Source organism: Grimontia sp. SpTr1 (assembly GCF_947387585.1).
Taxonomy (GTDB): domain Bacteria; phylum Pseudomonadota; class Gammaproteobacteria; order Enterobacterales; family Vibrionaceae; genus Enterovibrio; species Enterovibrio indicus.
The window spans coordinates 703,170-726,891 of sequence record NZ_CANDOD010000001.1; the positions used below are offsets into that span (position 1 = coordinate 703,170).

General features: G+C 47.5%; 25 protein-coding genes. 17 read left to right on the top strand and 8 right to left on the bottom strand.

Features of this window, described 5'->3' with window-relative positions:
* Positions 1 to 113 precede the first annotated feature (113 nt).
* The 7 genes from gcl (at position 114) to QL223_RS03340 (ending at position 7,357) form a co-directional block, all read left to right on the top strand.
* Entirely contained in the window at positions 114 to 1,892 is a 1,779-nt protein-coding gene (gene gcl / locus QL223_RS03310) for a glyoxylate carboligase (protein ID WP_281543897.1), read from the top strand.
* Positions 1,893 to 1,924: 32 nt separating this feature from the next.
* Positions 1,925 to 2,713 carry a hydroxypyruvate isomerase gene (hyi, locus tag QL223_RS03315; RefSeq protein ID WP_046306343.1) on the top strand — a complete coding sequence of 263 codons (789 nt, stop codon included), beginning with the start codon at positions 1,925 to 1,927 and terminating at the stop codon, positions 2,711 to 2,713.
* 4 nt (positions 2,714 to 2,717) lie between these two features.
* Positions 2,718 to 3,608, top strand: coding sequence for a 2-hydroxy-3-oxopropionate reductase (locus tag QL223_RS03320; RefSeq protein ID WP_281543898.1), 891 nt, complete (start codon positions 2,718 to 2,720; stop codon positions 3,606 to 3,608).
* Between the two features lie 141 nt (positions 3,609 to 3,749).
* The gene (locus tag QL223_RS03325) at positions 3,750 to 5,105 is read left to right on the top strand and encodes a glycerate kinase (protein WP_281543899.1); all 1,356 of its coding nucleotides are present in this window, start codon (positions 3,750 to 3,752) and stop codon (positions 5,103 to 5,105) included.
* A gap of 70 nt (positions 5,106 to 5,175) precedes the next feature.
* The gene (locus QL223_RS03330; protein ID WP_281543900.1) at positions 5,176 to 5,790 is read left to right on the top strand and encodes a TetR/AcrR family transcriptional regulator; all 615 of its coding nucleotides are present in this window, start codon (positions 5,176 to 5,178) and stop codon (positions 5,788 to 5,790) included.
* Between the two features lie 33 nt (positions 5,791 to 5,823).
* A complete protein-coding gene (locus QL223_RS03335) occupies positions 5,824 to 6,459 on the top strand; it encodes an HAD family hydrolase (protein WP_281543901.1) in 636 nt (211 codons plus the stop codon).
* Between the two features lie 172 nt (positions 6,460 to 6,631).
* The gene (locus tag QL223_RS03340) at positions 6,632 to 7,357 is read left to right on the top strand and encodes a hypothetical protein (protein ID WP_002535949.1); all 726 of its coding nucleotides are present in this window, start codon (positions 6,632 to 6,634) and stop codon (positions 7,355 to 7,357) included.
* 100 nt (positions 7,358 to 7,457) lie between these two features.
* Here QL223_RS03340 and QL223_RS03345 read toward each other — a convergent pair whose 3' ends face one another.
* On the bottom strand, positions 7,458 to 8,369 hold the full coding sequence (locus QL223_RS03345; protein ID WP_281543902.1) for a LysR substrate-binding domain-containing protein: 912 nt from the start codon (positions 8,367 to 8,369) through the stop codon (positions 7,458 to 7,460).
* A gap of 106 nt (positions 8,370 to 8,475) precedes the next feature.
* Here QL223_RS03345 and QL223_RS03350 point away from each other — a divergent pair, with 106 nt between their 5' ends.
* The 4 genes from QL223_RS03350 (at position 8,476) to QL223_RS03365 (ending at position 11,122) form a co-directional block, all read left to right on the top strand.
* Entirely contained in the window at positions 8,476 to 8,934 is a 459-nt protein-coding gene (locus QL223_RS03350; RefSeq protein ID WP_281543903.1) for a pirin family protein, read from the top strand.
* 9 nt (positions 8,935 to 8,943) lie between these two features.
* Complete coding sequence (locus tag QL223_RS03355) at positions 8,944 to 9,345, top strand: pirin-like C-terminal cupin domain-containing protein (protein ID WP_281543904.1); 402 nt, start codon at positions 8,944 to 8,946, stop codon at positions 9,343 to 9,345.
* A 52-nt stretch (positions 9,346 to 9,397) separates the two neighbouring features.
* Positions 9,398 to 9,940 (top strand): NAD(P)H-dependent oxidoreductase, encoded by a 543-nt coding sequence (locus QL223_RS03360; RefSeq protein WP_281543905.1) that lies wholly within the window; start codon positions 9,398 to 9,400, stop codon positions 9,938 to 9,940.
* A gap of 225 nt (positions 9,941 to 10,165) precedes the next feature.
* Positions 10,166 to 11,122, top strand: a complete 957-nt coding sequence (locus QL223_RS03365) for a hypothetical protein (protein ID WP_281543906.1) — start codon at positions 10,166 to 10,168, stop codon at positions 11,120 to 11,122.
* A 67-nt stretch (positions 11,123 to 11,189) separates the two neighbouring features.
* On the opposite strand, the gene QL223_RS03370 is transcribed toward QL223_RS03365, so the two are convergent.
* A complete protein-coding gene (locus QL223_RS03370; protein WP_281543907.1) occupies positions 11,190 to 11,882 on the bottom strand; it encodes a substrate binding domain-containing protein in 693 nt (230 codons plus the stop codon).
* 60 nt (positions 11,883 to 11,942) lie between these two features.
* Positions 11,943 to 12,074, bottom strand: a complete 132-nt coding sequence (locus QL223_RS03375; RefSeq protein WP_281543908.1) for a LysR family transcriptional regulator — start codon at positions 12,072 to 12,074, stop codon at positions 11,943 to 11,945.
* 114 nt (positions 12,075 to 12,188) lie between these two features.
* Between QL223_RS03375 and QL223_RS03380 the strand changes: the two genes are divergently transcribed.
* Positions 12,189 to 12,773 (top strand): luciferase family protein, encoded by a 585-nt coding sequence (locus QL223_RS03380; RefSeq protein WP_281543909.1) that lies wholly within the window; start codon positions 12,189 to 12,191, stop codon positions 12,771 to 12,773.
* A gap of 31 nt (positions 12,774 to 12,804) precedes the next feature.
* Here the strand turns inward: QL223_RS03380 and QL223_RS03385 are convergent, their stop codons facing one another.
* The 4 genes from QL223_RS03385 to uraH form a co-directional block, all read right to left on the bottom strand.
* Positions 12,805 to 14,172 (bottom strand): 8-oxoguanine deaminase, encoded by a 1,368-nt coding sequence (locus QL223_RS03385; protein ID WP_281543910.1) that lies wholly within the window; start codon positions 14,170 to 14,172, stop codon positions 12,805 to 12,807.
* A gap of 70 nt (positions 14,173 to 14,242) precedes the next feature.
* On the bottom strand, positions 14,243 to 15,676 hold the full coding sequence (locus QL223_RS03390; protein WP_002535938.1) for a nucleobase:cation symporter-2 family protein: 1,434 nt from the start codon (positions 15,674 to 15,676) through the stop codon (positions 14,243 to 14,245).
* A 141-nt stretch (positions 15,677 to 15,817) separates the two neighbouring features.
* The gene (locus QL223_RS03395; protein WP_046306369.1) at positions 15,818 to 17,158 is read right to left on the bottom strand and encodes an NCS2 family permease; all 1,341 of its coding nucleotides are present in this window, start codon (positions 17,156 to 17,158) and stop codon (positions 15,818 to 15,820) included.
* Between the two features lie 90 nt (positions 17,159 to 17,248).
* Positions 17,249 to 17,602, bottom strand: a complete 354-nt coding sequence (gene uraH / locus QL223_RS03400) for a hydroxyisourate hydrolase (RefSeq protein ID WP_281543911.1) — start codon at positions 17,600 to 17,602, stop codon at positions 17,249 to 17,251.
* Between the two features lie 462 nt (positions 17,603 to 18,064).
* On the opposite strand from uraH, the gene puuE reads away from it, so the two are divergent.
* From puuE to QL223_RS03425, 5 genes are all read left to right on the top strand, one after another.
* A complete protein-coding gene (puuE, locus tag QL223_RS03405) occupies positions 18,065 to 19,000 on the top strand; it encodes an allantoinase PuuE (protein WP_002535935.1) in 936 nt (311 codons plus the stop codon).
* 14 nt (positions 19,001 to 19,014) lie between these two features.
* Entirely contained in the window at positions 19,015 to 19,530 is a 516-nt protein-coding gene (gene uraD, locus QL223_RS03410; RefSeq protein ID WP_002535933.1) for a 2-oxo-4-hydroxy-4-carboxy-5-ureidoimidazoline decarboxylase, read from the top strand.
* Between the two features lie 201 nt (positions 19,531 to 19,731).
* Positions 19,732 to 20,724, top strand: a complete 993-nt coding sequence (gene alc / locus QL223_RS03415) for an allantoicase (RefSeq protein WP_281543912.1) — start codon at positions 19,732 to 19,734, stop codon at positions 20,722 to 20,724.
* Positions 20,725 to 20,787: 63 nt separating this feature from the next.
* Positions 20,788 to 21,282, top strand: coding sequence for an ureidoglycolate lyase (locus QL223_RS03420; RefSeq protein WP_281543996.1), 495 nt, complete (start codon positions 20,788 to 20,790; stop codon positions 21,280 to 21,282).
* 134 nt (positions 21,283 to 21,416) lie between these two features.
* Positions 21,417 to 22,637, top strand: coding sequence for a urate hydroxylase PuuD (locus QL223_RS03425; protein WP_002535929.1), 1,221 nt, complete (start codon positions 21,417 to 21,419; stop codon positions 22,635 to 22,637).
* Positions 22,638 to 23,158: 521 nt separating this feature from the next.
* On the opposite strand, the gene QL223_RS03430 is transcribed toward QL223_RS03425, so the two are convergent.
* Complete coding sequence (locus QL223_RS03430; protein WP_281543913.1) at positions 23,159 to 23,668, bottom strand: hypothetical protein; 510 nt, start codon at positions 23,666 to 23,668, stop codon at positions 23,159 to 23,161.
* Between the last annotated feature and the right edge of the window lie 54 nt (positions 23,669 to 23,722).

The following is a 23,722-nucleotide window of genomic DNA, read 5'->3' on the forward strand; positions in this document are numbered from 1 at the left end:
CGCCTTTGTGCTTCGTTCAATTGTTTTCGAACTGTAAAAAATTCCTTGCGATTAAAATATAATCGATCTAAGAATACAATATACACTCAAATTGTATACAAATGGAGTTTTGTATGGGAAAGATGAGAGCGATTGATGCAGCGGTTGAAGTGCTGAAGAAAGAAGGTGTGGTGAAAGCGTTTGGTGTGCCGGGCGCAGCAATCAATCCCTTTTACTCAGCGTTGAAGAAAGCGGGGGGTATTGACCATATACTTGCACGTCATGTTGAAGGTGCATCTCATATGGCCGAGGGTTACACCCGAGCAAACCCTGGGAACATCGGTGTTTGTATAGGAACGTCAGGCCCCGCAGGTACCGATATGATTACCGGTCTTTATTCTGCACAGGCAGATTCCATCCCTATTCTTTGCATTACCGGGCAGGCTCCGCGCGCGAGATTGCACAAAGAAGACTTCCAGGCCGTCGATATCGAATCCATAGCACGTCCAGTGACTAAGTGGTGTTCAACGGTTTTAGAACCCGCACAGGTGCCACGCGCAATTCAACACGCTTTTCAGGTGATGCGATCGGGTCGCCCTGGCCCTGTACTGATTGACTTACCGTTAGATGTCCAACTGACTGAAATTGAATTTGATATCGACAGTTATGAGCCTCTTGAGCCATACAAACCTTCGATTTCGCGCCATCAAGCAGAAAAAGCTTTGGAGATGCTAAATGCAGCTGAGCGTCCACTGATTGTGTCTGGTGGAGGCGTGATCAATGCAAATGCTTCAGAACTCTTACAGGAGTTTGCTGAGATTGTTGGTGTGCCAGTGATCCCAACCCTAATGGGATGGGGAACGATTGCTGATGACCACGAGTTGATGGCAGGTATGGTTGGGCTTCAGACATCCCACCGCTATGGTAATGCGTCATTGCTGGCGTCTGACGTGGTGTTTGGTATCGGTAACCGTTGGGCAAACCGTCACACAGGTTCAGTAGACGTTTACACCGAAGGTCGTAAGTTCGTTCACATCGACATTGAGCCAACCCAAATCGGGCGCGTGTTCTGTCCGGATCTGGGCATCGTGTCTGATGCATACCAAGCGCTTACTGTGTTGATCGAAGTAGCAAAAGAATGGAAAGCGCAAGGGAAACTGAACGATCACTCTTCATGGGTTGGAGATTGTCAGCAGCGCAAAGCTACCATGCTGCGAAAAACCCACTATACCGAACAGCCAGTTAAACCAATGCGTGTTTATGAAGAGATGAACCGCGCGTTTGATCGTGAAACCTGTTATGTCAGCACCATAGGTTTGTCTCAAATAGCTGCTGCTCAATTTCTACATGTTTATAAACCTCGTCATTGGATCAACTGTGGTCAGGCCGGGCCTTTAGGATGGACGGTGCCTGCCGCACTAGGTGTTCGTGCTGCGGATCCTGAGCGCCAAATTGTGGCTATTTCAGGTGACTACGACTTCCAGTTCATGATTGAAGAACTCGCTGTTGGTGCCCAATTCAACCTCCCTTACATCCATGTGTTGGTGAACAACTCTTATCTGGGACTTATCCGCCAGGCGCAGCGTCAATTCGATATCGACTACTGCGTACAGTTGGCCTTTGAAAACCAGAATGCACCTGAACTTGCCGATTATGGTGTCGATCATGTGACTGTGGTGGAAGGGTTAGGTTGTAAGGCATTGCGTGTCACTGACCCAGAGCAAATTGCGTCGGCGTTTGAAGAGGCAAAGACCTTGATGGCTAAGCATCGTGTACCGGTTGTTGTAGAAATCATTCTGGAAAAAGTCACCAATATCTCCATGGGTGTAGAGATTGACTCTGTGAATGAATTTGAATCTCTGGCTGACTCTATTGCTGATGCGCCTACTGCATTGGCAGCCAATCGCCAATAACTGTTTGGTTCTTATGGAATAAGGAAATTGAAATGCCAAAGTTAGCTGCCAATTTATCAATGTTATTTACTGAACTGCCTTTCATCGAGCGCTTTAATGCCGCGGCAAACTTCGGTTTTAAGGGAGTGGAGTACCTGTTTCCGTACGCATTTGATGCCTATGAGCTGAAGGCAGAACTGGACCGCAACCATCTGAAGCAAGTGTTGTTTAACCTACCAGCAGGGGATTGGGACGCGGGAGATCGCGGGATTGCAGCGGACCCAGCACGTGTTGATGAGTTCCGGGCAGGCGTTGCACTCGCGATTGAATACGCCAATGTATTGAACTGTGAGCAAGTGAACTGTCTCGCTGGGATTGTTCCTTCGGGTGTGAGTCAGGACCAAGCTGAAGAGACTCTGATTGAAAACCTGAAATTTGCGAATGCCCAGTTGGAAAAGGCAGGTATCCGGTTGGTTGTGGAAGCAATCAATACAAGGGATATCCCGGGCTTTGCGCTAACCAATACCAAACAGGCAGTTCGGATTTGCGATGCTGTCGGGAGTGACAACCTTTCACTGCAGTACGACATCTACCACATGCAAATTATGGAAGGGGATATTGCCCAAACCTTAAGCTCGACGTTAGACCGTATTGGGCATGTTCAGCTTGCAGATAATCCTGGTCGTCATGAGCCTGGAACCGGGGAGTTGAACTACCACTTCCTGTTCAGCCACTTAGATTCTATTGGCTATGAGGGTTGGGTTGGGTGCGAATATAAGCCAGCTACCACCACCGAAGAAGGCATGAAATGGCTTCAGACATACGGACAAAATGAGGAGTAATGGAATGACAACTATCGCATTTATCGGCACCGGCATCATGGGTAAGCCAATGGCTGAAAACCTACAAAAAGCCGGGTATCAACTCAATTTGTCAGAAAGCCGTACAAGGGCACCTGCTTCATTAGTCGAAGGTGGTGCAAAAACCTATCCTTCGAATCGTGAAGCGGTTAATGACGCGGATTTCATTATCGTGATGGTGCCAAACACACCAGATGTTGAAGATGTTCTGTTTGGTGAAGACGGTATTGATCCAGTGCTGGATGCCACAAAGACAGTCATCGACATGAGTTCTATTTCTCCCATTGATACCCAAAGCTTTGCTGCGCGGGTCAACGAAAGTGGCGCTGCTTACCTTGATGCGCCTGTTTCTGGTGGTGAAGTCGGCGCCATCAATGCCACCTTGACCATCATGGTGGGTGGCGAAGAAGGCACGTTCGAAAAAGCATTGCCGCTGTTTGGTGCTATGGGGCAAAACATCAATCTGGTCGGTGATAATGGTGCTGGGCAGGTGTGCAAGGTCGCTAATCAAATCATTGTGGCACTCAATATTGAAGCTGTGTCTGAAGCGCTGGTGTTTGCTTCAAAAGCAGGCGCAGATCCAGCAAGGATCCGCAACGCGCTGCTGGGTGGCTTTGCTAATTCAAAAGTGCTGGAAGTTCATGGTGAGCGCATGGTGAAAGGAACCTTTGACCCTGGTTTTAGAATCCGCCTGCATCAGAAAGATTTGAACTTAGCATTAACAGGGGCTGAAACGCTTGGCGTTTCACTGCCGAATACAAAATCCGCACAAGAGCTATTTAGCTTATGTGCTGAGCAAGGTGGGGAAGATTGGGATCACTCTGCGCTTATTAAAGCCATTGAATCGCTTTCTAACCACAACATCCGCGGCGAATAACGCCGTGAACCATACCAAGCAGTTTGAAGTGTCCAGCTTTTCGCTGCTTGGAGTACCTCCAACTTGAGTTTACGTTTTACAGGTCCTTAGTATTTTGCCCGCTTCTTTCACGACGGGCTTTTTTTTCTATGGAGATAAGCAATGGATCAGCAGGAAGTGTTCAAGGAAGGCGAAGAAACCCTAAGAAAAAATTCTGAATCAGAAAAGTCATCTGTTGGAGCTTTATCGCCCTCGATATTTCTCCGGAAATTGTTCGATGCTGCGGTCGATTCAGCCCTTCCTTATGGAAATATTAAAAAGTATCTGCCTGAAGACCGCTCGGGAAATTTAGTTGTGATCGGTGCAGGTAAAGCGGCTGCTTCAATGGCTCAAGCGTTGGAAGATGAATGGGAAGGGCCGATAAGTGGCGTTGTCGTCACACGTTATTTGCATGGTGCACCTTGTGAGCACATCGAAGTATTGGAAGCGTCGCACCCGGTTCCTGATGGTGAAGGAGAGAAAGTCGCTAAGCTCATCCTAAATTTGGTCACGAACCTTGATGAAAATGACACGGTGATATGTTTGCTATCCGGCGGAGGCTCAGCCTTATTAAGCTTACCTGCACCTGGCATCGACTTTTCCGAGAAGCAGGACATCAACAAAGCCCTGTTGAAATCGGGAGCTGCCATCAATGAAATGAACTGTGTAAGAAAGCATCTTTCCGCTGTAAAAGGAGGGAAGCTGGCACAAGCGGCTTACCCTGCAAGTGTGCTTACGCTTGCGATATCTGATGTGCCGGGAGATGCCGCAGATGTTATCGCATCAGGTCCGACAGTCGCAGACCCGACGACACGTTTTGATGCTATTAACGTATTGAATAAATATGACATCCCAGTAAGTGACAATGTCACTTCATGGCTGGAAAGCGAAGCATCTGAAACCCCAAAAGCCGGTGACGAGAGACTGTCAAAAAGCCGTTTTGAGATTATTTCAACGCCTTTCGAATCTCTGGTTGCTGCGCAGGTTTTATCGGAATCGCTAGGGATACCCGCTTACATTCTGGGAGATACTCTGGAGGGAGAATCAAGGGATGTCGCACTGGTGCATGCAGCCATGGCAAGCAGTGCAGCTAAATATGATCAGCCTTTCCCTGCGCCTTGCGTCATCCTCTCTGGCGGTGAAACCACTGTAACAGTCAAAGGTAATGGTCGTGGAGGGCGCAATTGTGAGTTTCTGTTATCACTCTATCAAGCGCTTGAGAAAGAGCCCGCGATTCGGGGCAGAATTTATGCGTTGGCCTGTGATACAGATGGCATTGATGGTGTGGAAGACAATGCCGGAGCAGAGTTGAAACCGGATTTTTATGTCGCCGCTGCAGAGAAGAAACTGTCACCCGAACCTTACCTGGCTAACAACGACAGTTATGGTTTTTTTGAAGCGCTTAGCGGCTTGATTTTTACCGGGCCAACCCGCACCAATGTGAATGACTTCAGAGCAATATTGATATTACCAGAGTGATTGACTGGATGAATTGTCTAGGATTCATTAAAGTTGTGATTACACGCTTTAATGAATCCACGGACGGGTAATGTCACGCATCAGGACGAAAAATCAGGAAAAGATCATCGAAGTCGCCAGCCAACTGTTCGCAGAAAAAGGCTATGCTGCAACGACGACCGCCGAAATTGCCCAACGCGCCGAAATTCCCAAGCCCAACCTCTATTACTATTTCAATACCAAAGACAATCTTTATCGTGCAGTGCTGGAAAGTGTCACTCAGCCATTGCTCGAAGCGTCTTACCCTATCGAGCAGCTCAACGATCCGCGAGAAGCGCTTACCCAATATATCCGTACCAAACTGCGCATATCTAAAGAATACGCCGCCGCTTCGAAGACTTTTGCTGCTGAAGTGATGGCTGGCGCACCGCACCTCCCAAGTGACATTGCAGAGTCCTTGATGGATCAATCTCGAATGATTCTGAACAAGTTCGAATATTGGATTGATCGAGGTTGGATGGAGCCAGTGCCTCCCAAGCATCTGATGTTTATGCTTTGGTCATCAACCCAAACCTACGCTGACTTTAACTGGCAGATATGTCAGGTCAGCGGTCAGTTTGAATTAGAAGATCAAGACTTCGAAGATGCGGCAGAATTTCTGGTGAAGTTGGTGTTGAGAGGGTGCGGCGTAAAGCATGCGGATTGAGTTAGTTTCAAAGCGATAAATACAAGGAAGCTCATGCAACACATTATGCTCGATATCGATGGGACACTGATTCAATCCTACGAGTTCGACGAAAAATGCTTTATGGATGCCGTTCATGAAGTCACAGGAATTGCCATAAAGAATAATTGGGCAACCTACCCGCATGTGACCGACAGAGGTATTCTTCAAACCTTTATTGAAAGACAAGCACCTCAATACTCACTTGAAGAATTGGAAAACAGAGTAAAGCCCGTTTTTGTTCAAAATATCGAGCAAACCATCAAAGAAAGCCCAGCGATTGAAGTTAAAGGTGCAAAGCGTTTCCTTCTGAACATATTGAACAATAACGACTATATCGTTTCGGTTGCGACTGGTGGCTGGGGAGAGACAGCGAGATTAAAGCTTCAATCTGCTGGGTTCGATACTGACAACCTCATCATTGCATCTTCAAATGATCATCATGCACGTATTGAAATTATGGCAATTGCACAAGCGAAAGCTGATCCTTCTAAAGGTTTGCCAATCACCTATTTTGGCGATGCGATGTGGGATGTAAATGCTTGTAAAACGCTAGGCGTTAACTTGGTTATCGTTGGAGAAAGAGTCCAGCACCATCAACGTATTTCAGATTACTCTTCACTGGAGACTGTATTGGGCCTTCTCAGTTAATGAGAAGATTGACGGCTCATAAAGAACCATTCGAGTTTAAGACTCACCAACTCATAAAAATTAGCAAGGGCTAATGTAAATCTTAGTCTCATTGTCTCGCCAGATCAGACAGCGCTCCGCGAGCATACTGCGATAAAGGACTATATCGCAGTATTTTTAGGCAGGAACTGTCATGAAAAAAGTAGGATTAGGCGTGTTACCGCTTCTCTTGTTTGGCTGTGGAGGTAGTGATGATCCGCAAGATGGGATTGTATTTCCTGATGGTGATGGGACTTCGCTTAGCTCGTGCTACAACCCAACATTAAACGAACTGGGTACAGAAACTATCACCAACATTTCAAAGAAAGCCGGATTGGCTCAACCCGTCAACGTTCAAGAGAGAGAGGTTGTTCAGGCTGTTGTGGATTATGAAGGCCAAAGCGGAGTGTTGGAAGTCAGACTCTATGATGATACGCCCGACAACAGAACATATGTTGTTGTGGATGAATCGAGTCAGGCAGTAACAACGTTAGGTCAATTTTTTGAGGGGGAAATGATAACTTACAAACCAAGTGGGTTGGCATATTTCTATGACCTTGCTTCTGGTGAATCACGCACACAACCTACTATTACGGTTTATACAGATGGTGTTGAGACCGGCACAATGGATGTGAAAATGAAGTATGAGAAAAGAGAAACCGTGACTGTACCAGCCGGCACATTTGAAACGTGCTTGGTCACTCTCGAAATCATGCTAGTTGACGACGGACAAGAGTCCAACGCTCTCTACAAAACAAACTTTGGTATCGGAAATGGCATAGCCATCAGAGACGAGCTTACAGCAAGTAGCAATGGCACGACTTTGACGACGGTTGACGAGCTAATCTCAGGAACAATCAATGGTGAACCCATCCAGTAGGACGTGGTTCAGATTTCACCAACACGAATTCCAATGCTTTTAGATATAGAAATATTGGTTATGTAGACAGGGTTGTTAAGTATAAATGGCTGCTCTAAGGTCAACAGCCCCTAACCACCAAGGGAAGTTTCTCTCGAATAAATTCTGCCAACGCTTTGGTATGTGGCGGTACGCCCAGCCTTGAAGGCATCAACAGACTTAAACTTGCCGACCGTGAAAGCCAATCAGGCAAAACACGCACTAGCTCTCCCGTTTGTAATGCAGTGCGGCATACGTAATCAGGCAGTGCAGTCACACCTAACCCTTCAATTGCGGCTTGTTGTATGGTCGACATATCTTCTGAGCACAAAGCGATATTGGATGTTTGGTGAGTACGTAGCCCGTCTCGGTTCATGAGTGGAATAGCGTCTTTGGAACCGCTTCTGCCAACTTTCAGAAACTGACAATCAGCAAGATCGTAGGGCGTGTTTAACTGTTGAAGCGTTTCGAGGTAACGGTGCGAGCAGTAGAACTGCCATTCCACAGTAGTAATAAATCGCTGGATGAGACTGGAGTCAGGCAGCTCTGCGCTATGTCCGCGGATAGCTATATCAATCCCTTCGGCGACAAGATCTTCCATTGCGTTGGTAACACGTTGCTCGATATGCACTTTAGGATGTAGCTTGGCAAACTCGGTCACAATGCTTGGTAAGGCGAATTGAGCGACACCTGTTGAGCAACTAATGACCACTTTCCCTGTGAGTTTCCCACTGCGGTTATCCATGGCAGCTTCTGCAAGTTCTAAGGTATCTACCAACTTTCGGGCATGATGGTAGAAGCTCTTTCCCTCTTCTGTCACCGCAACATTACGGGACGTTCGCTGCAATAACCTGACACCTAAGCGCTCCTCCAGCTGTACAACGTGTCGGCTCAACCGTGACTTTGGCATATTCAACGCTTTAGCGGCGGCTGTGTATCCCTTTTTCTCAACGACATGCACAAAGTAAAAGTAGTCATTCAAGTCGAATTTCATTTTATTGTCCTATTTATGGAACGTAGAGTTCGAATTCTAACGGTTTTTATCCGGAATCCAACTCGTTACATTGTTTTTAAGCCAACAAATAGAACGGAGTAGAGCAATGACGAATTCAGCAGCCCAATTAAACCATAGTACTGTCTTGGATAAGCATGTTACTGGCAGCCCATTGAATATTGGAGAAGGATTCACGGGTATTGGTTTTCGCCATACGCAATTTGAAGGGGCGATGGACCCAATCATCATGGTTGATCATTACACCATGACAGTACCGACATTCGGCGCGCATCCACACGCTGGTATCTCAGCGGTTTCCGTTCTGTTTGAGGATACAGAAGGCAAATTTAACAACCGTGATTCGCTAGGCAACGACTTTGATATTCATGCGGGCGATCTCTATTGGCTGAACGCTGGTCGTGGCGCGGTTCATGACGAAGCACCAAGACTTGGTGCGAAAATTCATGGTTTGCAGATCTTCGTGAATCTCCCGGCAAGGTTGAAACATGAGTCGCCTAGCTCTCTTCATGTGAAGCGAGAGGACATGCCTACGCTGGTGGGATAAGGGTATCGAGTGAGACTAGTACTTGGACAAAGTAACCGTGCAAAAACACAAGCCTCTTCGGTATGGCCGTTTACCATTCTTGATGGTTTTGCTGATGAGCGTTCGGGTTTTGAACACCAAATTCCAGATGACTTCAATGCTTGGCTCTATGCCGTGGAAGGAAAAATCGAGTATCAATTAGACGATGAATGGCATGTTCTAGATCAAGGCGAGTCTGTCTCAATCGTCCCTAAAGGCGTTTCCGTATTGAAAGTCCGTGGTGATAACAAGAAGCAGAGCCATTTTGCGCTGCTGTCGGGGGAAACCATTAATGAGAGCTTTGTCCAGCAAGGACCGTTTGCAATGAGCTCACAACAAGAAATCAATGAGGTTGTTGCCCGCTATCAAGCCGGAGAGTTGGGCCAGCTTTAAGACCAGACTGATATTGATTATCCCAAGTATCATTATTGAACGAGATTAAACGATGAAAATACTCGCTTTTGCTGCAACTAACAGCCGTAAATCAATTAACAAGCAACTCGTCCAATATGCGGCGGGAAAGATAAAGAATGCTGATGTCGACTATGTAGAAATCAATGACTTTGATTTACCTATCTACAATAGCGATTTGGAAGAGGATTATGGCATTCCGAGATGTGCCTACGCTTTTCAGAAGCGGATAGAAAATGCCGACGCAATTTTAGTGTCATTTGCTGAGCACAATGGCAATTTTACGGTGGCATTTAAGAACCTGTTTGATTGGCTAAGTCGTATCGATCGAAACGTCTATCAAGGAAAGTCGATTATCTTGCTCGCGACATCCCCAGGCCCAGGTGGCGCAAAAACAGTACTGAAGCTGGCTAAAGAGGGGGCTCCGCATTTTGGTGGTAATGTCGTCGGAACATTTAGTTTACCGAGTTTCTATGACAACTTTGACCAGGAAAACAAAGCCATAAGACATACAAGCCTTACCGCAGAATTAGATGAAATATTGCGTCAATTTGAGGGCGCTGTTTCTCCAGTCTAGCAAGTTAACTCTCCTATTAACTTCGATAAAACCCGCAGCCCAATGCGGGTTTTTTGTTTGCGAAAACACATAGCCTAAGACGGTGGCGTAGCCGAATATACCGATATGGATTAGTGCTTATTCCCAGAACTATTAGTTCATTTAATACCGGATTATGTTGCTAATCACGGTGCTGTAGATTGGTTTCTGTACAACAAACAGTACGACTATGGATAAGGAGTTCGCATGACAATCAATAAAGTCACCTTAGCAACAGCGCTTGTTACTTCAATGGCACTTGCTCCAGCGGTGATGGCGAAAGAAGGAAGCCCAAAAGGCGCTGACACTGTGAAATCTCACAAACAGTCTTATCAAGGTAAGCGCTTCAGCAACTCTGATGTGGATTTCTCGAACTGCCGGGAAATTGCGGGAGGTATAGCTGTTCAGAAGGATGCGCTGACTTCGCTGGTTCCGTCAGGCATTACAGTAAACAGCCTTTCAGATATGGGGTTTGTGTTCGAAGGTTCAGACAACCTCGGCATGCTGATTATTCGTTCTTTGCAGTGCGAAGTCATCCAAGTGACAGATGCCAAGGGTGAAGTTTTCACTGATGAGAATGTCGCTTTTGCTCATGTGGGCACACCAATCAATACTTCCAATCTACCAGCGACGACGTTCAATAACGACGGTTCGAACGGTGCAGATTTCAATATATATGCATTGAGCTACCAAACCTCTTCTCCTGCTTACTATGGTGCGATGAAAAGAATGGGGATGGAAACCGCGATGTTTAATGAGCACATGATTAACGCGCAGGTTGATACCACTCCGGGCACCTGTGATGTTGCACAACTCAGTGTGAGTGTGCCGGGCAGTCATGACTATTCATTTAGCATCTTCGGTGAAGTGGTAGAAGCAACCGCGGAATGTCACCCTGGCGGGGCAAATTTTGTGGCGAACTGGTGGAGTGTTGACCGCAAAAAACGTGTTTCAGCACTCAGCAATTTGGTGACGGATCAGACGTTCACTGAAACTGCTGGCCCTAACGTATACGTAGCAGCAAAACCCGGGACGACCATGAGTTCTTTGATTGGTGAGGCACCATCAGCCTTTACAGGATTCTCCGGTAGCGGCTATCTGCCATCCGGTGGTATTGGCAATGTAGATATGGTGGCTGAAGCTTTAGGTAAATTGGCGCGTTAAACTTCCACTGCAAATAGCGCTATTAAGTCAAACGCCCCTAATAGAATAGGGGCGTTTGTTTATGTGCTCATTCCGCGAGCTGGTCTGCCAAAAACCGAGCCAACAAGAGCGTCAGATTCTCTCTTCGTGCTTTATCCGGCCAAACCGCGTATCGCCCAAGCTTACGCAGAGACCAATCCGGAAGAAGCTGCACCAGCGCGCCAGATTTTAGCCCTGGCTCGGCGATATGTTGCGGTAAAATCGCGATCCCGGCATTTTGATGAGCGAGATGACAAAGCGCTTCAATGGTGTCGACTTGCAATTGAAAGTTGTTAAAAACGACGAGCACTTTGTCATCGCCAGACATGAACTCCATTTTGTCCTTACGATGTTTGAAGCTTAACCACTCAAGATCAACAAGATCGTCTGGATGCTGCGGTGGTGGTTGAGAAGCGGCATATTCGGCGCCAGCGACCAAAACGCGCTGATATTCACCGAGCTTTCTCGAAAGCATGGAACTGTCGTCTAGCCAACCAATCCGTACGTTCAAATCATACCCATCGTCAATCAGGCTGACGGGCATGTCTGTGTAAGAAATTGACAGGGAAACGCGAGGGTATAAGCGCGTAAACGCAGCTAGCGCAGTGGATACGTCAGAGGAAGCAAGAAATGCCGGAAGCGAGATCCGCAATTCTCCGACGGGTTCCACCGAGATAGCATTGAGCTCGTTTAACCCCAATTCTGCCTGCTTGAGCATTTCTACCACTCGAGGGTAAAACATGCGCCCCTCATTGGTCAGGGAAAGCTTTCTTGTAGTGCGGTAGAGCAGCGTCTTCCCTAGTTAATCTTCAAGGTCTGAAATGGTTTGGCTCACTCGGGAAGGAGCAAGATTTAGCTGTTTGGCGGCAGCTCGGAATGATCCACCGTCGACAACACGGACAAAGATAGCCATATGCTTGAGGTATTCAATCATTGTTCTTCCTGAGCGAATTATGAAGTCCATTTGTACACGATAATACTGGCAATCATCCTGATGTACATTGTTTGCGTGCGACAGGCTGAGTTGGATCAACAAAGGGATATGAAGATGGATAGACTGAAAAGTATGCTTTGGCTTTGTGGATGGATATTTACGGTGGCCTTTAAAGCCAATGCCGGTGTACCTGAAAGCCTTCCTCTAAGAACTACGGCTATTCCGGATACGACGGAGAGCGTTCCTCATGTGCAGTTGAATATAGAAACAGATGCAAGCCTGATTGCTGAACTCAGAAGTAAGGTGGCTAAGATCCCAGATGTATCTTTGCAAAGCTCAATGCTTTCTCTTCCTGGTGCGGAAGGCTTCTGGGTTGGCGACGGTATTCCGCTTGCGAATCCTCAGGCAATTGTCGGTGGCAGAGAATTCGCGCATTTACACCCCGACGGCAGTCTTCATGCCTCACTGCCACCAGAGTTAGCCAAAGAAGCGGTGAAAAACAACTGGGCAACCTTTCATCCTTGGTCATCTAAACGTTTGGGTTGGGAGGGTTTCGTCATGATCTACACACCTTCTACTCAAACTGAAGTCGATGTTGTTTACGCGCTGGTGGTTTCATCGTTCAACTATGTCACCGGTAAAGAGATCAACGCGCAAAGCTTGAGCGGAAAGAAATCGGTTAAGCGTTCTCCTAATTAACATGGCTAATACTGCAACACTAAGGCGCTTTTTAGCGCCTTAGTTGTTGAGCTTTATCCGCCAGCCTTCTTGCTGCTGAACGGTGTCTTACCATCAACTCTTGCTTATCAACATCGACCAATTCGCCATCAACTACGCGCCAATCACCATTAACCATGACGCGATCTGCACGATGGTGTCCGCAAAGTACTAGCGCAGCCAGAGGATCGTGGCTGCCAGAGAACTGAATTTCATCCAGCTTGAACATAGCAATATCGGCCAACATGCCTTTATCCAGCGTACCGATGTCTTTTCGACCGATATTTCTCGCAGAGCCCTGCGTCGCCCAGCGGAAGACATCAAAGTGACTGACTTTGGCGGAACCATACCTCAGGCGTTGAATGTAGGTAGCCATTCGTAGTTCATTCACCAGATTGGAACCATCATTCGATGCGGAGCCATCCACGCCAAGACCAACAGAAGCACCAGCTTCTTCTAGCTCCAGATTTCGGCAAATACCCGACGCGAGCATCATGTTAGAACTTGGGCAGTGACAAATTCCAATGCCTGATTGCCCAAGCCTGCGAATCTCTTCGTCGTTGAAATGTATACCATGTGCCAACCAGGTTCTATCATGCAGCCAGCCCACCTCTTCCAAATAGTCAACAGGACGATAACCGAAACGCTCTAGACAGAAGTTCTCTTCGTCTATGGTCTCGCAAAGATGGGTATGAAGCATCACATCATGTTGTTTAGCGACGTGAGATGTTTCTTTCATAAGCTCTGTAGTGACAGAAAATGGAGAGCAGGGGGCGAGGGCAATTTGGGTCATACCGCCAAATTCAGGTTGATGATATTCGCGGATTAGGCGAACGCTATCATCAATGATGATTTGTTCAGTTTGAATGGTGTGCCTTGGGGGCAACCCGCCCTGATCTTCACCAAGGCTCATTGATCCTCGGGTAAGCACAGTGCGCAAACCGAGTTTTCTTGTGGCCTCTACCTGAATATCAATGGCGTGCTCCAAACCAACTGGGATTAAGTAATGGTGGTCGGAAGCTGTGGTGCACCCGGAGAGCAGCAGTTCAGCGCTAGCGAGCTCTGTCCCAAGCTGCATCATTTCTTCATCAAGGCCAGCCCAAACGGGATATAGCGCCTTAAGCCAATGGAATAGCTCTTTGTCCAAAGCATCGGGATAAGCACGGGTGAGCGTCTGGTAGAAATGGTGATGGGCGTTAACCAAGCCGGGTAACACAACATGCTCTGAAGCATCTAGAGTATGGTCGAAAGGTTGGGTGGGAGCAGCGCCTTTGGCGACCACTTCTACTATGGTGTTTCCTTGAACAACAATGCCGCCGGCTGCGTCATCATTCGTTCCAGTCCAAATCGCGAGAGGATTTTTAATCCAGGTAGTCGCCATGTATTTGTATCCTTTGCTGGAAAAAGAATAGCCCCGAGATTCTAAGAAAATCGGGGCTGACACGGAGGGCTTATTGCGTCGGTTTAGAGGGTTGATCTGTCGACACATCACTCTGAGAAGAAGTGCTAGCCATTGCAGGCTCCGCAGTGTCTTCACTTAGCGGGATCGAATGATCGCTGTTCATTTCCTCCTCTTCAGCCTGCTTTTCAGCATGGACATCTTCTTTCGACTTCGGAAGCACCAGATTCAGAACAACAGCCACGATGGTACCCGTGGTAATACCCGAGTGAAGAAGCTGAGCGACATCATGATGCAGATGCTGAAGCAGAGAAGGCTTGATAGTGACAGCAAGCCCTGCTGCCAAGGAGACACAAATCACAAGAGCATTGCGGCGTGTGTCGGCAGCTTTCACCAACATACGGATACCCGCATAGGCAATCATACCGAACATGATGAAACCGACGCCACCAAGCACTGGTTTTGGTACTGTCACCGCTAGTGCTCCGAATTTCGGGAAAAGTCCAGCAAGGATCAATAGAGCACCTGCGGTGCCCACCACGTAACGGCTTGCTACGCCAGTGATACCAACGATGCCGACATTCTGGCTGAATGAAGCTAATGGCATGGCTCCAAATAATGACCCTACCGCACTACCAATGCCATCGCCCAGTAGACCGCGTTTGAGGTCTTTACCTGAAATCGTACGGTGACAATTGCTAGCAAGTGCAAGGAAATCGCCTGTAGCTTCTGCGATCACGACAATATAGGCAAGACACATACTCACGATGGCTGGCCATGAAAAGCTGAGTCCAAACTTGAGAGGGTCAGGTGTCGCGAACCAACTTGCTTCGCCGATTTGTTTCATGTCCACCATGCCCATACTCAGTGCCACCAAGTACCCGCCAGCCAAGCCGATGACAATCGCTGATGCAGCTACTGAGCCTTTTGCGTAAGTCGCAACGAGCAAAACAACTAGAAGAGAAACGGCAGCAAGGAAAAGCTTGGGTAGTGTTGCAAAATGTTCGCTGCCTGCCGGCGCGTCACCCACCCAGTTCATGGCAACGGGCAGTATGGTTAAACCAATCAGCGTAACGACAACACCACTGACAACCGGTGGAAAGAGTTTACGGATTTGCTCCATAAAGAAGGCGGAGACGATCACCATGCACGCGCCAACCAGTGCTGCGCCCATAATCCCAGAAACACCGTCAGCCTTACCTATGCCGATAGCTATCCCTAGAAATGCAAAGCTGGAACCCATGACGACTGGCAGTCTGATGCCTACAGGGCCCACGCCAATACACTGTATTATGGTAAAAGCACCTGAGATGAATAGTGCAGCATTAATAAGAGTGACAACGTCACTGGTTGGTAGGCCAATGGCAGTGCCAACAATGAGTGGTACAGCAATAATACCGCCGATAGAGGCAAGCATGTGTTGTATGGCTAGCAGGACTGTGGAGCCTGCAGGTGGTTTATCGTTTAATTCATAGAGCAGTTTCATAACTTCTTCCTTTAAGCTGCCTGCGTTCCTTTTTTAATGCGGCAGCGTTAGTGGTGAATATCGAATTACCCCTTGGGACGTCGTTGGTCCTTTTGAAACGAAAAATTAAAAATTAGGGGCCTCTTTGTGCCCCTTTATTAGTTATCCGAGGATGATCAGTTTGAACACAAACAGAATGCTCAATACATACATGGCGATGGAAATATCCGAGAACTTTCCTGTGCCCGCCTTGAGTACGGTGTAAGTAATAAACCCAAGTGCGATACCGTTTGAAATAGAGAAAGTCAGCGGCATCATTAATGCGGTGACAGCGGCTGGCACAGAGTCAGTAAAGTCATCCCAGTTCACGTGACGGATGCTGCTCATCATGAGAAAAGCGACATAAATGAGTGCACCTGCAGTGGCGTAAGCCGGGATCATTCCTGCCAATGGTGAGAGGAAAATGGCTGCCAGAAACAGAACACCCACGACGATAGCTGACAGTCCGGTACGTGCTCCCGCTGAAACACCTGAAGCACTTTCGACGTAACTGGTCACTGGTGGGCAACCGAAACATGCACCAATAACGCTGGACATACTGTCCGCTTTCAGCGCTTTTGGCAGGCCATCAATCTTGCCTGTTTCTTTGTTAATGAGATTGGCACGTTCAGCCACGCCCATGAGTGTGCCCGCGGTATCGAACATGTTCACAAACAGGAAGGCAAGAATGATACTGATCATGCCGACATTCAGAGCGCCCGCAATGTCCATTGCCATAAAGGTGGGTGCGATGCTTGGTGGCGCTGAAAAGATGCCGCCGTATTCGAAAAGGCCGAGACCTAAACCGATCAGCGTGGTACCGAAAATCCCGATTAGAACGGCACCGAAAACTTGCTTAACTGCCAATACAGAAATGATGAAGAAGCACACAGCAGCGAGAATGGCAGGTGGCTGAGTAAAGTCGCCAAGCGTTACCAAAGTGGCAGGGCTGCCAACCACAATCCCAGCGCTTTTTAAGCCGATAATACCGAGAAATAGACCCACGCCCGCTGTCATGGCATAGCGCAGTGAAGAAGGGATGCTGTTGATGATCCACTCTCGAACCCGGGAGACACTCAAGCCGACAAAAATGACCCCGGAAATAAAGACCGCACCAAGGGCAACTTGCCAGCTATATCCCATTTCACCGACTACAGTAAACGCGAAGAAAGCGTTCAAGCCCATGCCCGGGGCAAGCCCCACCGGCCAGTTTGCAAACAGCCCCATCATCAGGGTACCGATTGCGGCACCAATACAGGTAGCAACAAACAGCGCGCCAGGATCCATACCGGACGCAGACATAATATTGGGGTTCACGAAAATGATATACGCCATAGTGGCAAAAGTGGTGACCCCACCGATGAGCTCGTTCTTAACCGATGTGCCGTGTTGGCTCAATTTAAAGTAGCGTTCGAGAAAGCCACTCTTTCCTATGGGTTGTTCAGCAGTGCTTTGCTTATCCATTGATATATTCCTTCTAGGAGTTACTGCGAGTTTTTCCTTTTCGCATTGATTCTGTTTATTTATTCAAATGAACATACGTAGGCCAATCAGCTAGCTACCTCTGTATGTTGAAAAGCTAAAGGGAGAAACCAGTAAAGGGACGTGGTAATGCGCATTCTCGTCATCAATGCCAAAGCGGATAACGACATCGTCAAGAAAAGGGATATCGCTGAGTGCTACACCGCTATTTTTGAAGTATTCGGCAGTATTGAACTGCAGTTGGTATTTTCCTCGTTGGAAGTCTGTCTCTTCCAGCAATGGCTCATTGGTTCGCCCGTCATGATTGGTCGTCATGGTGATGACGTGTTGAAGGGTATTTCCGTCTACACGGAATAACGACACTTCAATCTCCGCCCCCGGCTTACCTTTGGCCGTGTCGAGCACATGCGTTGTGAGCTTTCCCATTTACCTCTGTCCTTTTCTCTAAGGTTTATTCCTTCGCGCTTTCTTGTATCTAGCGAGGATCAACGTGATTTCGAGAGCGAATAATATGTGTATGATCCGATGCATTTCATTCTGTGTGCACATCTATGAACTTAAAATGTACACAATACTTAATTCTTGTAAAGGTCGAAAAATGCGCAGTATCAATAGTGAGAATCATAGGGGAAAGCCGTTATATAAAGGGGTTAACGCAGGAATTTGATGCAAAACTCGCATGAGATGGATTTCTAGAAACATGAAGGCGACAACATTTCGTTAACTTGTTCTTGTAAATTGTATACAAAATGTAATACTAAAAATGTGCTTACCAGCTAGGAGAAAGATCCTCCTTTGATTGCTCCGAATAAACTGATAAAGAGAAACGGTGAGCTTCAGGCTTTTAACGCAAGGTTTAACGCAAGGTTTAATGATAGGAATGGCGCGATGAGTAGTGACTATCCTCGGGATTTGAAAGGCTATGGTGCTCATCCCCCTCATCCAAGATGGCCGGGGGAGGCTCGGATTGCGGTTTCGTTTGTACTGAATTTTGAAGAGGGCGGCGAACGCTGTGTATTGCATGGGGATAGGGAGTCAGAAGCATTTTTATCTGAAATTCCTTCCGCACAACCCTTGGCAGGTGTCAGGCATATCAGCATGGAGTCAATCTACGAATATGGCACGCGTGCTGGACTATGGCGGACATTAAAACTTTTCCGTCAACATGAGATGCCCTTGACGGTATTTGCCGTTGGGATGGCCGCCGAAAGATATCCCGAGGCCATTCAGGCGATGGCAGAAGAAGGTCACGAAATTTGCAGCCACGGATACCGTTGGATTGACTATCAATATGTTCGTGAAGAAGACGAACGGGAAGACATGCAAAAAGCTATCGCGGCGATTAAAGCGGTCACAGGAGAGCGGCCATTAGGATGGTACACGGGCAGAACAAGCCCAAACACCCGTAGATTGGTCGCTGAAGAAGGTGGTTTTCTTTATGACTCTGATGCTTATGACGATGATCTTCCGTACTGGCATGAAGATGGGACCAAACCAGGTAAGCCTCAACTCGTCATTCCGTATGCCTTGGATACAAACGATATGCGCTTCTCTACCGCTCAGGGCTTCAATTCTGGCGAGCAATTTTTTCAGTATCTCAAAGACAGTTTTGATGTGCTGTATGAAGAAGGACAAGACGAACCGAAAATGCTTTCTATCGGTTTGCATTGCCGCTTGATTGGCAGACCGGGAAGACTGGCTGCGCTTAAGCGGTTTATAGAATACGTGAAGCAACATGACAGGGTATGGATCACCCGTCGAATTGATATCGCCAAACACTGGCACAATCATCACCCACATCCAAGCATGACTAAACAGGTCTAAGGAAAGGCATAGTAATGGCACGATTTTCAACCTGTCGCCCCAGCGAGCAAACGAAAGAAGAGTTTGTCGATACGTTTGGCGGGGTTTACGAGCACAGTCCCTGGGTAGCAGAGCAAGCTTATGGTGCTGGGCTTGATGCAGCGTTTGATGAACAGGAGACGCTTCACTCCCGCATGGCAGATGTGCTCAACAATGCGGAAGACTCTTCAAAAATGCAGGTCGTTCTGGCTCACCCCGACCTTGCAGGTCGAGCAGCTCAGGCTGGTGAATTAACGGCAGAGTCAACGTCAGAACAGGCAAGTGCAGGTATCGATCAATGTACCTCAGAAGAGTTTGCTCGTTTCACCGATTTCAACGATCGCTACAAAGAAAAGTTCCAGTTTCCTTTCATCATGGCGGTGAAAGGGGCAAACAGACACTTGATTCTTGAAGCGTTCGAAAAACGTTTAGAAAACGATGTAACAACTGAATTCAACACTGCGATTGCTGAAATCAACAAAATCGCACTGTTCAGGCTACGTGATTTGTAGCTCTCTGGCCGTCGACATATCAATCCTATTTCAGGGTTTGTCGACGAATTCAGCGTCTCGCAAATTGAAGCTCGCCGGAAGCACGCTCGATGCTTCCAGCTACAGTGAAAGGGGAAAAGACGCGACCTTTTGTATCCACCGACACCACAGCTTTAACGTCATCCGGTGTCTCAGATATATGTGATAAAGGAAGCAATGGAAATGGATAATCGTCCTGACTTCGTCAAGCTCGTTAATCTCGCCAGTAGCCGGCTCGGTACTGAAGCGATCTACGCGACAGATGACTTCTTCGCAGACAAACAACGTCTTGTTGATGATGCGCCTCCGGAATGGAAAGAAGACGTTTACGATGATAACGGTAAATGGATGGATGGCTGGGAATCGCGACGCAAGCGTGAAGAAGGCCACGACTACTGTGTGATTCGCCTTGGTTTGCCGGGCAAGATCATCGGCGTAGATATAGACACCTCTCACTTCACTGGAAACTTTCCTCCTTCAGCATCACTGGAAGGTTGTTACTGCCCTGATGGTAATCCAACCGACGAACAGACTTGGGAAGAACTTCTGCCTTCAATGAATCTTCAGGGAGACAGCCACCACTTTGCAGATATTTATTCTGACCGACCCTTCACCCATGTCCGCTTTCATATCTATCCAGACGGTGGGGTAGCAAGGCTTCGTGTTTATGGTCATCCTGAAATTGATTGGGAACGCGTTAACCCGGAAAGCGAACTCGACCTAGTCGCTGTAGAAAACGGCGGACGCGCTCTGGCATGTAATGACCAACACTTCGGTCACATGAGTAACCTGATCATGCCTGGTCGCGGTGTCAATATGGGAGACGGCTGGGAAACAGCGCGTCGTCGCGTGCCTGGGAATGACTGGGTCATCCTTTCTATGGGGCATGCGGGATTGGTAGAGCGGATTGTTATTGATACAGCCCATTTCAAAGGAAATTTCCCAGATAGCGTCTCGATTCAAGCTGCTTTTGTAGAAGGTGGCACTGACGAGCAAATTGCCACGCAAAGCCTCTTCTGGCGTGAGCTCTTGCCAAGTCAGAAGCTGTCTGCAGACGCCATCCATGAGTTTGCTGAGCAGGTGAATAATTTGGGTGCGATCTCCCACGTCAGGGTCAACATTTTCCCAGATGGCGGCATAAGTCGTGTACGCCTATTTGGCAGGAAATCTGGCTGAGCTGATTACCCGTTACAGTGAGAAAAAGACAAAGGAGAAGGAAGAGTGCCAGTCACGGAATTGATGTTAAAACCGGAACCGCTGACGAAAGAAGCGTTCATGCCGTTTGGCGATGTGATTGAAGCCGAAAATCGTGACTACTTCATGATTAATAACGGCTCGACGCGTCGTTACCATAAGCTCACAACGACTCAAGTTGACGAGGGCAGTGGCGTTATCATCAATATATTTCAGGCGACCCCTCTTTCCTATCCTTTGCACATCATGATGTTGGAACGCCATCCCAAGGGCTCACAGGCTTTTATGCCTTTGCTCGGCAATGACTATCTGGTGGTGGTCGCGCCGCCGGGAGAAGCGCCGGATCCAGGTTCGATCCGCGCTTTCCATGCAAAAGGTAGCCAAGGGGTGAACTACCATCTGGGCGTTTGGCATCATCCTGTTCTTGCTTTGACACCGAATGACCAGTTTCTGGTGGTTGACAGGGAAGGTGCAGGTAATAACTGTGACGAGTTTTTCTTTTCAGAACAAACACGTGTGATATTGGCGCCCAATTTTTAACGTCATCATTTTAACAAAAGCGATTTGTTGCTTTGGTTAACGAACAGGCCGATATCTGAGAAAAACAGGAAGGGACGACGTAAGCTTTTTTGTAGCAGACAAATTTAGCGACGGCGTCCGTACAGGAGGTTGTTATGGATCCGTATATCACGGAATGGCTCAATCTGGCAGTGCGCTGGGTACACATGATTACTGGTGTTGCCTGGATTGGTGCGTCTTTCTACTTCGTATGGCTGGAAAACAACTTAAACAGATCGAATCCTAAAGAAGGATTGTCCGGCGATTTATGGGCGATACACGGTGGTGGTATCTATCACCTCGAGAAATACAAACTAGCGCCGCCTAAAATGCCTGAAACACTTCATTGGTTTAAGTGGGAGGCTTACTTCACCTGGATCACGGGTGTTGCACTGCTCACCATTGTTTTTTACTCCAATGCAGACATTTACCTCGTTAAACCGGGGTCGGGTATAGAGCCAATGACAGCGGTGGCGATCGGTGTTGGGTCTTTGATTGCGGGCTGGTTTGTTTACGATTTTCTGTGTGATTCCCCTCTGGGCAAAAAGCCCATGTTACTTGGATTAGTGTTATTCGCTTTCTTAGTCTTTGCTGCCTGGGCGCTGAGTTTGGTCTTTAGTGGCCGTGGCGCTTACATTCATGTGGGTGCCATTATCGGTACTATCATGGTGGGTAATGTGTTCCGTATCATCATGCCAGCGCAGCGCGGATTAGTGAAAGCGATTGAAGAGGGCACAGAGCCGGATCCTGAGCTTCCTGCTAAAGGCCTGTTGCGTTCACGTCACAACAACTACCTCACGCTGCCTGTGCTGTTCATAATGATCAGCAATCATTTCCCCAGCACTTATGGCAACGAATACAACTGGGCAATTTTGGCAGGTCTTTCAGTGATTAGCGTATTGGTTCGCCATTACTTCAATACGCGTCATGGAAGTCAGAAGTATGCGTGGACCATCCCAACTGCAGCGTTAGGTTTGGTTTGTCTGGCATTTGTCTCTGCGCCTCAGTCTGTTTCTCAAAACGTCTCAGCAGGTCATTCTCACGACATGCCGACTTCATCTATCGGTAACGAAGATCTGATATTTGTTTCGGTACAAGAGATCATTTTGGAGCGTTGTACGGTTTGCCACTCCCAAGCGCCAACTCACCCTGCTTTTGCCACTGCTCCAGCGGGAGTCATGTTGGATACCCCAGAGCAGATGCAGCTAGAAGTCTCCAGAATCGTAGCGCAGACGGTGACCACAAATATTATGCCTCTTGGCAATCTGACCCAAATGACACAGGAAGAACGTGAATTGATCGGACAGTGGGCTGAAGAAGGCGCGCAAATCCAGTAGAAAATGCATATTTATTTCATGAATTAAAAGCCGCCTCACTATAGGGTGGCTTTATTTTTCCTGATTTAAATCAATGAAATATGTATTAAGGGCTTTTACGCTGTATGAGTGGTTATGGAGGTAATTCACGGTTTCCATAGTTGTAGTGAATTTTTTAGCCAAAAAGTTAACATTTCACGAGATTTGCTAACGGGATTTGGTTATACTTCGCGCCGAACAAAAAAACATCAATTCGCAAAAGCAAGACGTGGTAGTGGTTTTGACGGTGCTACGGAACGCAGAGCAAAACTATTTAGGAGAGAAACGTGGAAACAATTCTGGTCGTCGCATTTATCGTTGCAGCATTCTTTATCGTTAAAAAAGAGCGTGCTTGCCGTTCATAAACGCTCCGGTTACGACTGTTTTATACACTTTTTCAAAGCCCAATTTTCAGTCGAGAATAAAAATTAAAAAGCGCTAAAGCGATAAAAAGAAAAAGCAGAGCCTGAGCTCTGCTTTTGTGTTTCTGGGAATACGTTACGCTATTCGCTTACTACGTTTCCATCACCTGCCAATGAAATAAGGTGTTGTTTGATGGCGTTTGAAGCATCACTTGTCAGTCCGTATACATCGTAGATCCCGATGACTTTTCCACCAGACTCTTCCGAGCTTAATAACATTCCTGTTGCCACTGGTGTACCTTCTTGCATTGCGACATACAGTTCGACATGCATGCCGTCTGGCGTCGGCAAATCTGTTAGCGAAAGTTGAGATAAGAACTCCATGATGGTTTCGCGTTCTGATTCTGGCCATTTTTGTGCCAGCGTTTTCGCGTAGCGAACCATCAGTGGGTGACAATCAACCTCATAAAATGTAAAGCCTTCTGTTGCGCCACCGGACGATGTTTCCGTTGAAGCGGGTTCTGCCTCCGCTGCCCTGTACAAACGTAAACCTTCTTTGCTTTCAGCCGTTGGGAATTGTGCACTTTCTACGTGGCTTGCCATCCAAGCCTGTTTTTTGTGGAAGTGGGAAAGAACGGTGGATTCGCTCATAAGAACTCCGGAATCTAGAATGTCCGAGAACTCAATCTCTCGGCAGCGTGAAGG